This is a genomic window from Flammeovirga pectinis (genome assembly GCF_003970675.1).
In the GTDB taxonomy this organism is placed as follows: Bacteria; Bacteroidota; Bacteroidia; order Cytophagales; family Flammeovirgaceae; genus Flammeovirga; species Flammeovirga pectinis.
Genome location: NZ_CP034562.1, coordinates 2,604,902 through 2,617,172 on the forward strand (window position 1 = coordinate 2,604,902; position 12,271 = coordinate 2,617,172).

Here is a 12,271-nt window from a genome sequence, read left to right on the forward strand (position 1 = left end):
TGTTGAGTTTATACCCATAAAATACGATAAAAATATCGACGAATTTATTAAGGATGTGAAAACACCCAATGTGACCCATCTTCAAAATATTCTCGTTTCCAAATTGGGACTGTATCTTTTAAGGTATCAATAGCATATTGACATCCCTCAAAACTAGCTTTCCTATGGGGTGTAGATACAGCAATTACTACAGCAGTTTCTCCAACAAGGCAATCTCCTACCGCATGAACGATACTAACTTTATCCGCCTTGTATCTTTCTTTTACAGTATCCGCAATTTTACTCAATTCACTAATTGCCATCGGAGTGTAAGCTTCAAAAAATAATTTAGTTACTTTTTTACCAACTAAATTATCTCTTACTGTGCCGATAAATATATCTACAGCACCACAATAATCAGATTTTACACTATCAATAATATCTGATATATTAATATCCTTTTGTTCTTTTAACTCAATCATGAATTAATTATTTAATCTTAATACATCAAAAAATCATCCCCCACTCATAGGAGGAATTAAAGCAACTTCATCTTCCTCTCTTAAAATTTCTTCACCTAAAGAGTGTTCACCGTTAACAGCTAAAGCTATAGATCTTAATTTAGATAACTCAGGATATTCTTCTTTTAAAGATGATAGTAAATCTGCTGATGTCACCCCATCTTTTGTAAGTTTTTGCTCTAATATTGAAGATCCAATTATATCTTTCGCTATACCAAAAAGTAAAATTTTCATAGCTTGAAATTGCACATTAGTTTTAAGAATAAAAAGAATAACTAATACATTATAAACAAAAAAAGGTATCTCCCGAAGGAAATACCTTTTCTGTATTATCTCTTAAAAAGATTATAAAGAAATACCCATGAATGACATAAATGCCAAGCCCATCAAACCAGTGATGATAAATGTGATACCTAAACCTTTTAATGGAGCAGGAACGTTAGAATACTTCATTTTCTCACGGATAGCCGCAAGTGCGATGATAGCAAGTAACCAACCTAAACCAGAAGAGAATCCATATACTGTAGATTCAACAATAGTGTAATCTCTTGGAACCATAAAGAATGCAGCACCCAAAATTGAGCAGTTTACCGCAATCAATGGTAAGAAAATACCTAATGAACCATACAATGATGGAGAGAATTTCTCAATTACCATTTCAACCAATTGTACCGTTGAAGCTACAACTGCGATGAAAAGGATATATGTCAAGAAAGATAAGTCTACGTTAGCATAAGATTCGCTAATCCAAGACAAAGCACCTTCTTGTAAAATATAATTATAAACAAGCCAGTTTAATGGTACAGTAATCGTTAATACAAACGTTACCGCTGCGCCTAAACCTAATGCTGTGTCTACTTTCTTTGATACGGCCAAATAAGAACACATACCTAAGAAATAAGCAAACACCATGTTGTCGATAAAAATCGACTTGACTGCGAGATTTAATAAATCCATTATTTCGTCGTCTTTTTAATGTTAATGATGTTCTAAGCTTCTTCTACGTAACCGTTTCTCCAACGCTGTACCCAAATAATAAGACCAATTAAGATGAATGCACCCACTGGTGAAGTCATAAGGCCATTATTTACATAAGCTTCTGGAAGAACACGGATATCAAATAAAGTACCTGATCCTAACAATTCTCTAAAGAATGCTACTACCAAGATTACCCATGCATAACCAAATGATGAACCAAGACCATCAAGAATTGAATCATAAGGTTTGTTTGCCATTGCAAATGCTTCTAGACGTCCCATTACAATACAGTTTGTAATGATTAGACCTACATATACACCTACAACTTTAGATACATCATATAGATAAGCTTTTAACACTTGATCTACGATAATTACAAGAGATGCTACAATACCCAACTGAACGATAATACGGATACGTTGAGGGATAGCATTACGTAAAAGAGATACAATTAAGTTAGAGAAAATCACTACAAATGTTACGGCAATTGCCATTACTAATGTAGGTTCTAACTTAGAAGTAACCGCCAATGCAGAACAGATACCCAATACCTGTACGGTAACTGGGTTATCATCATCTAAAGGATCAGTCACGATTGCTTTTCTTCTCTTTGAGAATAAAGCTTCAGACTTTTTTGCTGCTACAGTTTCTGTGCTCATGTCTTTCGTTTATTATTTATTTAAACAAAAATTTCGAACTACTGGGCCATAGAAACCGCAGAAGTACCTTTTTCTTTATTAATGAATGGCTCGTAAGCTTTTAAATATCTACTCACCATCTCATTTAAACCGTTAGCTGTTAAAGTTGCACCAGACATACCATCTACTTCATCAGTAGGTAAACCTGAGTGACCTTCACCTTTAACCATTACGATTGGTGTGAATTTACCACCATTAAAGATTTTTTTACCTTTGTAACGGTCTTGAATTTGAGCATCGCCAATTCTAGCACCCAAACCTGGAGTTTCTCCTTTATGAGAGAAAACAACACCTTTTACAGTTACTAAATCTGCATCTAATGCAAAATAACCCCAGATATCATTCCATAACCCATAACCATACATTGGTAGAATATAACTATCAACAGATTTACCATCTTCGCTCATAAATTTATAAACTGGTAAAACTGCATCTTGTCCATTCTTTAACTTCTTCCATTCTTTCGAAATATCTAATTTCGCAAGATTATCAGGAGTAATTGCTTCTCCAGCACTATTTACAACAGAAATTCTTTTGTCATAAATAGTAGCCATTTCAGCTTTTGATGCTTCACTCATTTCTGGTAATACTGAAAGCATAATTTGCTTTTTAGTATCAAGAGCTACTTCTTCTTTTTGCTTCGCATTTAGCGAAACTGCAGTAAACGACAAAACACCACCTAAGATGATTGTCATTGCTACTGCAAAACCGATGACATACCCGTTAGACTGTTGCACGTTTTAATCTTCGTTTTTTGTTTGCAGATACTACATAGTGGTCAATCAATGGAGCTAATACATTCCCAAGAAGAATAGCTAACATGATGCCTTCAGGGTACGCTGGGTTTAATACACGGATAATTACCGTCATTACACCAATTAACGCACCATAAATCCACTTACCAGTACTAGTCTGAGAAGCAGAAACTGGGTCTGTTGCCATAAATACAATACCAAATGCAAAACCACCAACAATTAAGTGATAGTAAGCAGGCATTGCTAAATATGTATGATCACCAGCAAAGATGTTTAATATAAAACCCATTGCTAATGCACCAACTACACCAGATAAAATAATTCTATAATCAGCAACTTTAGTCCAGATTAATACTATTGCACCAACCAAACACATTAAAGCTGAAGTTTCTCCAATTGAACCAGGTATTAAACCTAAGAATGAATTTGTAGCTACATCTTGTGAGCTAGATGCCCATAAAACGCTATTTGCTACAAAATCTGCTACAGGTTGCCCTGCTTTCTGTGCTTCAACAGCTAAACCTAAGAATGTTGCACCAGTGTAACCATCTACAGTTGCTGCATCTCCTAAGTACGTCCATACAGAATCACCAGAAATGGCTGCTGGGTAAGCGAAGTATAAAAATGCACGTGCTGTTAAAGCAACGTTCAAGATATTCATACCAACACCTCCAAATACCTCCTTAGCTATTAATACTGCAAATGCAGAAGCTAAAGCTACTTGCCATAAAGGAATAGTAGCAGGTAATACCAAAGGAATTAAGATACCTGTTACTAGGAATCCTTCTGTAATTGGGTGACTTCTAAAAACTGCAAAAGCAGCCTCTACAATACCACCAGCTGCATAAGAAACAATAATGATTGGTAAAGCTAATTGTATACCGATCCAAAATTGCTCACCTACAGATGATGCCTCACCTGTAGAAATATGATGTTGATAACCAACATTCCATAAACCGAAGACGATTGCAGGAAGTAGTGCTATCACTACAGTCATCATGACACGTTTTAAATCAACCGCATCACGAACCTGAACACCTTTCGCTTTTGTTACCTCCGGAGGGGTAAACATAAACGTTTCACCTGCTTCAAAAACATAGTAAAGCTTTTCAAGCTTACCACCTTTTTCGAACATAGGCTTTTGTTTCTCTAAGAGATCGTGTAAGAATTTCATTCTTTATAAGATATTTTACTTCTTAATAATTGTGCACCAAATTAATCTAAACGCATAGTATCAAGACCTTGACGTACAATTTTTTGAATATCATGCTTAGATACATCAATGAATTCACAAAGAGCAAAATCCTCTTCAGCAATTTCATAAATACCTAAAGCTTCCATATTCTCATAATCATATGCAAGAATTGCCTTAAGAAGATACATTGGATAAATATCCATAGGAACTACTTTCTCGAAGCTACCAGTTACAGCAAAAGGTCTGTCTTGACCATTTGTGTTTGTATCTAGTGCATATTCTTTAGAAGTACCTCCAAGTAAGCCAAAGGCTTTGTGGAAACTTAAACGGTTTGTGATAGGTGCTAACCAACCATCAGATAAGAAGAAACGTGCTTTATTTCCTTCTGATAAGGCTGTAATCATGTTAGAGTAATATCCTAAGAAACCGTCTTTAGGGATAGAATATCCTGTTAAGATGTTACCAGAAACAACACGAACATTATTACTTTTAATTTTAGCAGCTGCAATTGTATCTACTGATGCACCAAGGTATGTTTCAACATATTCTGGTTTGTCCACTTCAGGACCAGCAACAGCAATCACTTTTTTAGCATCGTACTTTCCTTCTTTGAAAAGTTTACCAATTTGTGCTAAGCCTTCTGGAGTAATTGTCCAAACAACATCTGCAGCACTAGTTACAGGTGCTGTATGATGTATTTGTACACCAACGTTACCTGCAGGGTGAGCTCCAGTAAATTTGTTTTTATCAACTCCTACAATCCCATCAAACAATGCTGATGGTTTTGCACCATTTTGACCCAAGAACACCTTTGGAGCAAACTTTTTAAGAACATCAATACCCGCTTGGATAAATTTTTCTTGTCCTTTTAAAGTGAACTCATAATTTGGTGCCAAAGGATGGCTATCAAATGCTGACACAAAAATAGCTCTCGGAGAGTCTGATGGATCTGCAACTATTGCATAAGGACGACGAATTAATTGTGGCCAAACACCACTTTCTAGCATTACTGCTTTCGCGTCTTCCGCACTAACCTGATCAATCGGTTTTACCGGGAATTCTTTGTATTCAATTTGCTTGTCTGCTTTCACAACAATTGCAAGCAATTTACGACGTTCTCCTCGTTGAATTTCAACGATTTCGCCGCTTACAGGTGAAGTATATTTTATTACATCTAGTTTCCCATCAATTAAGATAGGGTCACCTGCCTTTACTTTCTCGCCAACTTTCACCAAAGATTTCGGGCGAATCATGCCTGGAAAATCTTCTGGTTTTATGGCAAATCTTGTGGTTGTATCAATATTTTTAGCAATGCTTTCTTCAGCTTTGCCCACTAGTTTGATATCAAACCCTTGTTTTAATCTCACGTTATTAGACATCGGATATTATCGAGTGACAGAGTAAACGCTCCTATTTTTCAACGCAAACTTACTAAATTTTGCAACGCTTTAAAAATGACTTTAGAAGTGATTTTATTAGAATTTCTAAAAAAAGGTGAATACCCTATAAATTTAACTAATGCATTAACAAAAAATTTATGACTATGATTATATAAAAAAATGTAAATTTAGACGTTACTAGTATAGAAGGTCACAAATTAAACTATAAGCGTTAATCATGAACAATACAGAAGTCACTGCAATTTGGGAACAAATCAAGCATAGAAAAGATGTTGCAAAAGTACATAATCTACACTTTATCAAGGTAGTAGACTCTTCTTTAGAAAACCCGCATTTAATAACATGGGACTTTTACAATAAAGAAGTTTGCATCTCTGAAGTGCCTTATGTTAATAAAGTAGATGATGAACCAATCAATTTAAAAGACTACAAATATCTTTGGGTAATAAGTGATAATCCGAACGAACAAGCGTTATTTAGAATCTTACTAAATAACGATGGTAGATCTTTAAATCTCAAAACATTGTTTCATCCTGCTCATCAAAATCAAAATTTAAAAGTGAAATATTTACCTTTTACTGCTAATTCAGTAGAGGCATAAGAAAAAAGGGAGACTGTTTACGTCTCCCTTTCTTTTTATCTTTCAAAAATAACTTCTTGATTTGGCACCCGAACCCTATCATTATAGACTCCTCCTTCCCCAGCAGGGCCACAACCTATTATCATGCTTATTTCAGCATCTTTAGGTAAGTCTAATAGCTTCTTAAGTCGTTTACTATCAAAACCCTCCATAGGGCAAGTATCATAACCTTCTGCTTTCATGCTATACATAAACGTCATTGCTGCTAATGATACGCTTTTATGCAATGTCACGCGAACATCAGTTTTTGTTACTTGACGTACCATTGGACGTTTTGTGCCTACATACCAAGAGTATAATTTTTTAAATACGCTTCGTACACCTAACTTATCATTATTATAAAGGATAGGAATAAGTTTTTGGTAATAACTTAATGCTCTATTTTTATCTTTATCTTCCATTTCTTCAGGAAAAGAAGATTTCATTTTATCTAAATTAAAAGCAGTTCTATCTTTCCATAAAGATGGTCGAACAACAAATAGCACTAATTCTCTTGCTGTTGTTGCTGCTTTTTGTTTCATACAGTTTTCTGCAACTTCTTTTTTTAATGCATCTGAAGAAATTCTATAGAACTCCCACATTTGCATATTTGAACTGTTTGGTGATAAAGTTGCTCTCTCTAAACTCCTCTGAACAGCATTATGGTCAAATTCTTGCTCTTGATCATATATTCTTACTGAACGTCTTGCTTGAACAAGATCATCAAAATACTTGGCGTCGGTAGTCATTATTCTTTTCTGATTTATTAACTTAAGCGTCAGTTTTTAAAGACGATTTCGCAAATATAACATCAATCAAGAAGAAATAGTCTCAAATGATTGATTTTCAATTACTAATAATTTTAAAGCATCAAATTTAATCAAAAAAAATAATTATGATAAAGTTCATTTCTAAACTAACAACAATTATAGGCTTAATTGGATTAGCATTTTTAGTACACTCTTGTGGTAGTGACTCTGAAGAAGTACCTGTAGGAGAAGACGGAAAAGTGGTTATCAACATAAACGATCAATCGATTTATGAAGATAGCGAAGACATTGAAATCATTATTAAAGATTCAAAAGGCACAACAGTAAAAACAGGTAATTTAACAGAGATGCTAGAAGTTTCTGATTGTACTAATGCAACAGCATCAAATGGTGTAATTTTAGCTGATTTGGCTCCAGGAGATTATACTCTTACTGCACTTGAAATCAACGGATATTATCAATTTGGTAGTAAAGGTGAAATTGAATTTAATATTACAAGTAATGGTTGTAAACTTATTTCATTAGGAAACTCATCTTATCCACAAGAATTTTTAAAAGGAAAAGTATCTTTCTTTGCAGATAATACTGTTGGTTTTACAAAACAACAAATTACAATTACAATCACGGATAAAAATGATGACGAAGTTGAAACTGGACATTTAAGACAATATGCTACAAATCCAAATTGTGGTGAAGAATCTAAAACGTCTGTTTACACAGTTTATTTACCCGATGGCGATTTTAATGTATATGCTGTAGAAGCTGATTTAGAAGATACACAAGGCGCTTGGTTTACTGGCTTAGAAGGTTATAAAATGACAGTAACTATCGAAAGTTGTCAGAGATTTAAGCTCGGAGAAGATCCATTTGAAGAAAGAGACAATCCAAATGCAAGGTTAAAAGGCTTAAGTATTTTATCAATAACTGCAATGCAGTAATAAATAAAAAAGGTTGACATTTTTAAAAATGTCAACCTTTTTTTATCCACCAATTAAAGACATTGAGTCAAGTTGGTCTGTATTTTCTTTTTCTTCCTCCCAACCAGATTTTTTCTTAGTTGAAAGGTGTGATTGTATTAATTCCAATATTTCATCATCAGAAATATTTGACCGAAGAGCTTCTTTTAAATTCAACCCAGATTTAGCATATAAACAATTCCGTATCTCCCCTAAAGAAGTTAATCTTAAACGATCACATGACCCGCAAAATGAACGTGTAAATGCAGGGATAATACCAACTCTACCTTTCATTTTATTACTTTGAAATAGTTGAGCTGTATTAGATTTTGAAGTATCAATTGACGTTAAATCAGGGAATCCTTTTTTCAATTCATTTTCAATCTCTAAATGATTCCAACTTTTAGTTACTGTCTTTCCTTTACCATTAAATGGCATTTCTTCAATGTACCTTACTTCTATTGGAAATTTCTTTGCATAGTTTGCTAAAGGAATAATTTCTTCCGTATTCTTACCTTCCATCACAACCATATTGATTTTGACATCAAAATTTAATGCTACCATTTTTTCTAAAGCTGCATAAACTTTATCAAAATCATCACGCCTTGTAATTTCAAAGAACTTTTCTTTTGAAGTAGCATCAAGGCTAAGATTAATAGAAGTCACACCAATTTCTTTTAATTGATCAAGGTATTTATCTAATAGAACTCCATTAGTAGTTATTCCTACTTTCTTGATACCTTCAATTTTTACAAGTTTCGATAGAAAATCCATCAAACCATTTCTCACAAAAGGTTCTCCACCTGTAATGCGTACTTTTTCAACTCCATTTTTAGCTAAAATCTCAACTACTTTAAGCATTTCTTCAAATGAAAGTAACTGATTCTTTTTTACAAATTGCATGTGTTCAGGCATACAATAAGTACACCTTAAATTACAACGATCTGTAACTGCTAATCGCAAGTATTTAATTTGTCTTTGAAATTTATCTTTCAGCACGTTTTCTTCCTCCATTTATAAAAAATTCAAAGGCAATTTACCTATTTTAATAGTAAAAAAGGTCTTGTAGAACTAAAATGTTCTACAAGACCTTATATTTAACTGAATTCCACTTATAGTAAATCCTTTTTTGTTAAATCTTTATACACTTCATAAAGTGCTAGAATTACAGCAACTCCAATACATGGTTGAGCTATAAAAACAAATAAGAACATTAAATAAGGATTTGGAAATAATATGTATGGAATTGTGATCATTAAACCAATAATCACTAACATACTTTCTATAAATACCTTTCTCATCTTTATACTTGTTTATTCTGCAGAAGCAGTAATATTTGAAATGTAATCCTTCAACTCTTCTGCGTTAACCACCTTGTCAACTTTAGGGTTTGAAAGCCACTTATAATCTTTACTACCTGGAGTTCTTCTAGAAGGCTCAGGATGTGCACGACCATGACAGTTTAAGCAAGAAATAGTAGGATCTTCTCCTAATAAATTCTCTACAACTGGAGCATGTTCATCAACTGCTTCGAATGTTCTAGAACCTTCATGACAGCTGTAACAGTTCATAGAATTGAACTCCCCTCTGTAACGAATTGGCTCATGGTATGTTTCTGTTACATAACGCATCAAATGTCTATAACCGTCTAATTTAGCTTTCATAGTTCCTTGGAAACCATAATCCGCATGACAACTATAACATTCATGTTCTGCAATCCATCCATTTTGATAATGTCTTGCTGCTAAAGTTTGACTTTTTGAATCAAACATCATATCGTTTGCCATTGGTGCCATAACATGGCAACTCTGACAAGCTGATGATTCTTTAGTAGTGACAAATACATGGTAGTTACCCAAAGCTACTGCCAATACTGGCAATACAATAATACCAAAAAGTACCATTGAACGTACTTTAGCACTTAGCTCGTGTCTATGTGCTCTTAATTGATACAGCAAAACTACTTCTACTATGAGAATAAAAATTGCTGATATATCCAATATCATTTCCATAATCTACGAAGTTAAGCGTTTACTTTTTTTACATTAATTGCTGTTACTTTATAATCCGGCTCCTTAGAATAAGGATCGTAATCATCAGAAACAACATTATTAATTAAGAAAGTTTTATCATAGAAAGCTGCAAATACAACTCCTGGAGTTTCATGTTCTGAAATTGCAACAATTCCTTCCATTTTACCACGACTACTTTCAACTTCAATTCGATCTCCTTTTTTCACTTTATAAATTCCTGCATCCTGAGGGTGGAAGACAAACCTTCCTGGTCCTGCTGAATGTTTTAATTCAGGTACTCTATAAGTCATAGTTCCTGAGTGCCATTGTGAAATTACACGGCCAGTTGTTAGGAACAATGGTTTCTCTTTAGAGATGTTTTCTTTACCAGGAATATAAGGTCTCGCAAAAACTGTAGCTCTACCATCTGGTTTTCCGTAGAAATATACTTTCTTATCAGAAGGTACAAATGGATCTCCTTTAATATACCTCCTTACAGTACCAGGGTGATCTACAGAAGGACAAGGCCATTGAATTCCTCTTTCTTTCTTAAGACGCTCTCTCGTGATACCACTGAAATCGTATTTACTACTTTTTGAGATAATTCTATATTCATCCCAACATTCAGTAGGTGTTTTATATGAAATTAATTTACCTTGCCCCATACGGTTGGCAAAATCAACAAGAATATCAAAATCTGATCTAGCTTCACCAACAGGCTCTCTAAGCTTTTCAATTATTTGATATCTTCTTTCCGTTTGACCATATACGCCTTCTTTCTCTATATATAAAGCCGCAGGTAATAAGATATCTGCAAATTTAGCAGTTTCTGTATCTTCAAAGATTTCTGAAACTACTAAGAATGCTTTTTCCATTCCTTCTCTATAATATCTATTATTTGGTAAAGTCTGTGCAGGGTTAGTACACATAATTAAGGCTACTTTCACCTTATCTTTTACCATTTCATCGAACATTGCTAATGCATGAAAACCAGGTTTTGGAGCAATAGTACCCTCTGGAACATTCCAAAGTTTTTCCATTTCTCTTCTGTGAGGTTCTTTAGCAATCAATCTACCGTTTGGTAATAAGTGAGACAATGAACCTGTATCTCTTACTCCACCACAAGCATTTGACTGCCCTGTTAACGATAATGGAGTAGCTCCAGGTCTACAAATTTGTCCAGTGATTAAATGTAAAGAATTAAGTGTATTATTTAAATAAACACCCTGAACTCTCTGGTTAATACCCATTGTCCATAACGACATTGTTGCTTTAGAAGAAGCAAATTGATAAGCCACTTCTCTAATTTCTCTAGGCGTTAAACCTAATTCATCAGCAACTTTTTCAGGACGGTAATCCTTTAAAAAGTCTTTATATTCTTCTAATGAAATCTTCTTTTTTCCATCATTAAAGTTGACATACTTAGAAATAAAATCTTCATCTAGTAAATTCAACTCTGCCATTACACAACACATTGAATTTAACAATGCCATATCTTTACCCGGTAATACAGGTAAATAGATATCCGCGTGTTCGGCTGTTTTCGTTTTTCGTGGATCTACCACGATAATTTTAACATTCTTATTGGCTTTCTTACGCATCATTATTCTCTCCCATAATGGAGGGTGACATTCGTAAGCATTTGAACCAATTAAAAAGAATGTTTCCGCATGATCGATATCAACATAAGCCCCAGGAGGCTCATCTTTACCAAACGTCTGCGTATAACCTACAGCAGCAGAAGCCATACAAAGTCTTGGGTTTCCATCAACATTATTTGATCTCAACCCAGCTTTAAACAATTTATTAGCTGTATATGATTCTTCAATTAATAATTGACCAGAACCATAAAAACCAATACTCTCAGGTCCATTCTGAGATAAAGACTCTTTAAACTTTTCAGTCATTAAAGTCATTGCCTCTTCCCAAGATGCTTCTACAAACTTCCCGTTTTTCTTAATTTTGGGTGTTTTTAATCTGTTTGGGTTATTCATTACAGAATCTAGCATAGATCCTTTAATACAGATTACTCCTTTATTATGAGCCTCTTGATCACCTCGAACGCGGACTAATTTATCTTTGTTCATACCAAGCATAACTCCACAGCCTGTTCCACAGTAGCGACATACTGACTTATGCCAAGATTTCACAGGGCCTTCATCGACTATTAATTCAGTCAAACCCCATCCACTTAATGCAGCACCGCCCACAGCAACGGTTCCTCCAGTAAGTTTTAAAAAATCCCTTCGCGAAAGTCTAAGATTTTCTTTTTTGTTATTATTATCCATTGACAATTTGTGGTTATAAAAGTTAGAATATGTAGCTTCTAAATTTAAATTGAGATAAAATTTACAGAAAAGTTGAATATTATGTAATACAACCTCTTTA

Annotated in this window: 14 protein-coding genes; 2 read left to right on the top strand and 12 right to left on the bottom strand. The window is 34.1% G+C overall.

The genetic code is table 11. The features are described 5' to 3' along the window. Nucleotides 1–47: 47 nt before the first annotated feature. From EI427_RS10340 to EI427_RS10370, 7 genes are all read right to left on the bottom strand, one after another. On the bottom strand, nt 48–461 hold the full coding sequence (locus EI427_RS10340) for a molybdenum cofactor biosynthesis protein MoaE (protein ID WP_126614305.1): 414 nt from the start codon (nt 459–461) through the stop codon (nt 48–50). Nucleotides 462–494: 33 nt separating this feature from the next. Then, a complete protein-coding gene (locus tag EI427_RS10345; RefSeq protein ID WP_126614307.1) occupies nt 495–734 on the bottom strand; it encodes a MoaD/ThiS family protein in 240 nt (79 codons plus the stop codon). 111 nt (nt 735–845) lie between these two features. Continuing rightward, nucleotides 846–1,457: an NADH:ubiquinone reductase (Na(+)-transporting) subunit E gene (nqrE, locus tag EI427_RS10350; protein ID WP_126614309.1), complete on the bottom strand. Its 612-nt coding sequence runs from the start codon at nt 1,455–1,457 to the stop codon at nt 846–848. Between the two features lie 32 nt (nt 1,458–1,489). Further along, the gene (locus tag EI427_RS10355) at nt 1,490–2,137 is read right to left on the bottom strand and encodes an NADH:ubiquinone reductase (Na(+)-transporting) subunit D (protein WP_126614311.1); all 648 of its coding nucleotides are present in this window, start codon (nt 2,135–2,137) and stop codon (nt 1,490–1,492) included. Between the two features lie 38 nt (nt 2,138–2,175). Further along, a complete protein-coding gene (gene nqrC / locus EI427_RS10360) occupies nt 2,176–2,913 on the bottom strand; it encodes an NADH:ubiquinone reductase (Na(+)-transporting) subunit C (protein ID WP_126614313.1) in 738 nt (245 codons plus the stop codon). Continuing rightward, nucleotides 2,900–4,105, bottom strand: coding sequence for an NADH:ubiquinone reductase (Na(+)-transporting) subunit B (locus EI427_RS10365; protein WP_126614315.1), 1,206 nt, complete (start codon nt 4,103–4,105; stop codon nt 2,900–2,902). Before EI427_RS10365 ends, nqrC begins: the two co-directional genes overlap by 14 nt. Nucleotides 4,106–4,146: 41 nt before the next feature. Beyond that, nucleotides 4,147–5,505 (bottom strand): Na(+)-translocating NADH-quinone reductase subunit A, encoded by a 1,359-nt coding sequence (locus tag EI427_RS10370; RefSeq protein WP_126614317.1) that lies wholly within the window; start codon nt 5,503–5,505, stop codon nt 4,147–4,149. Between the two features lie 238 nt (nt 5,506–5,743). Between EI427_RS10370 and EI427_RS10375 the strand changes: the two genes are divergently transcribed. Next, the gene (locus EI427_RS10375) at nt 5,744–6,127 is read left to right on the top strand and encodes a hypothetical protein (RefSeq protein ID WP_126614319.1); all 384 of its coding nucleotides are present in this window, start codon (nt 5,744–5,746) and stop codon (nt 6,125–6,127) included. A gap of 35 nt (nt 6,128–6,162) precedes the next feature. On the opposite strand, the gene EI427_RS10380 is transcribed toward EI427_RS10375, so the two are convergent. Beyond that, nucleotides 6,163–6,894, bottom strand: a complete 732-nt coding sequence (locus EI427_RS10380; RefSeq protein ID WP_126614321.1) for a nitroreductase family protein — start codon at nt 6,892–6,894, stop codon at nt 6,163–6,165. Nucleotides 6,895–7,040: 146 nt separating this feature from the next. Between EI427_RS10380 and EI427_RS10385 the strand changes: the two genes are divergently transcribed. Further along, on the top strand, nt 7,041–7,853 hold the full coding sequence (locus EI427_RS10385) for a hypothetical protein (RefSeq protein ID WP_126614323.1): 813 nt from the start codon (nt 7,041–7,043) through the stop codon (nt 7,851–7,853). A 42-nt stretch (nt 7,854–7,895) separates the two neighbouring features. On the opposite strand, the gene moaA is transcribed toward EI427_RS10385, so the two are convergent. From moaA to EI427_RS10405, 4 genes are all read right to left on the bottom strand, one after another. Further along, nucleotides 7,896–8,885 carry a GTP 3',8-cyclase MoaA gene (gene moaA / locus EI427_RS10390; RefSeq protein ID WP_126614325.1) on the bottom strand — a complete coding sequence of 330 codons (990 nt, stop codon included), beginning with the start codon at nt 8,883–8,885 and terminating at the stop codon, nt 7,896–7,898. A gap of 98 nt (nt 8,886–8,983) precedes the next feature. Next, on the bottom strand, nt 8,984–9,172 hold the full coding sequence (locus EI427_RS10395; RefSeq protein WP_126614327.1) for a hypothetical protein: 189 nt from the start codon (nt 9,170–9,172) through the stop codon (nt 8,984–8,986). Between the two features lie 12 nt (nt 9,173–9,184). Further along, a complete protein-coding gene (locus EI427_RS10400) occupies nt 9,185–9,883 on the bottom strand; it encodes a NapC/NirT family cytochrome c (protein ID WP_126614329.1) in 699 nt (232 codons plus the stop codon). A gap of 11 nt (nt 9,884–9,894) precedes the next feature. Then, nucleotides 9,895–12,171 (bottom strand): molybdopterin-dependent oxidoreductase, encoded by a 2,277-nt coding sequence (locus tag EI427_RS10405; RefSeq protein WP_126614331.1) that lies wholly within the window; start codon nt 12,169–12,171, stop codon nt 9,895–9,897. Nucleotides 12,172–12,271 lie beyond the last annotated feature (100 nt).

Excerpts from the sequence above, each read along its gene's own strand:
- EI427_RS10405 (WP_126614331.1), bottom strand. The coding sequence starts at position 12,171 with ATGGATAATAATAACAAAAAAGAAAATCTTAGACTTTCGCGAAGGGAT.
- EI427_RS10340 (WP_126614305.1), bottom strand. The coding sequence starts at position 461 with ATGATTGAGTTAAAAGAACAAAAGGATATTAATATATCAGATATTATT.
- EI427_RS10355 (WP_126614311.1), bottom strand. The coding sequence starts at position 2,137 with ATGAGCACAGAAACTGTAGCAGCAAAAAAGTCTGAAGCTTTATTCTCA.
- EI427_RS10385 (WP_126614323.1), top strand. The coding sequence starts at position 7,041 with ATGATAAAGTTCATTTCTAAACTAACAACAATTATAGGCTTAATTGGA.
- EI427_RS10400 (WP_126614329.1), bottom strand. The coding sequence starts at position 9,883 with ATGGAAATGATATTGGATATATCAGCAATTTTTATTCTCATAGTAGAA.
- nqrE (WP_126614309.1), bottom strand. The coding sequence starts at position 1,457 with ATGGATTTATTAAATCTCGCAGTCAAGTCGATTTTTATCGACAACATG.
- EI427_RS10380 (WP_126614321.1), bottom strand. The coding sequence starts at position 6,894 with ATGACTACCGACGCCAAGTATTTTGATGATCTTGTTCAAGCAAGACGT.
- moaA (WP_126614325.1), bottom strand. The coding sequence starts at position 8,885 with ATGGAGGAAGAAAACGTGCTGAAAGATAAATTTCAAAGACAAATTAAA.
- EI427_RS10345 (WP_126614307.1), bottom strand. The coding sequence starts at position 734 with ATGAAAATTTTACTTTTTGGTATAGCGAAAGATATAATTGGATCTTCA.
- EI427_RS10395 (WP_126614327.1), bottom strand. The coding sequence starts at position 9,172 with ATGAGAAAGGTATTTATAGAAAGTATGTTAGTGATTATTGGTTTAATG.
- EI427_RS10375 (WP_126614319.1), top strand. The coding sequence starts at position 5,744 with ATGAACAATACAGAAGTCACTGCAATTTGGGAACAAATCAAGCATAGA.
- EI427_RS10365 (WP_126614315.1), bottom strand. The coding sequence starts at position 4,105 with ATGAAATTCTTACACGATCTCTTAGAGAAACAAAAGCCTATGTTCGAA.
- EI427_RS10370 (WP_126614317.1), bottom strand. The coding sequence starts at position 5,505 with ATGTCTAATAACGTGAGATTAAAACAAGGGTTTGATATCAAACTAGTG.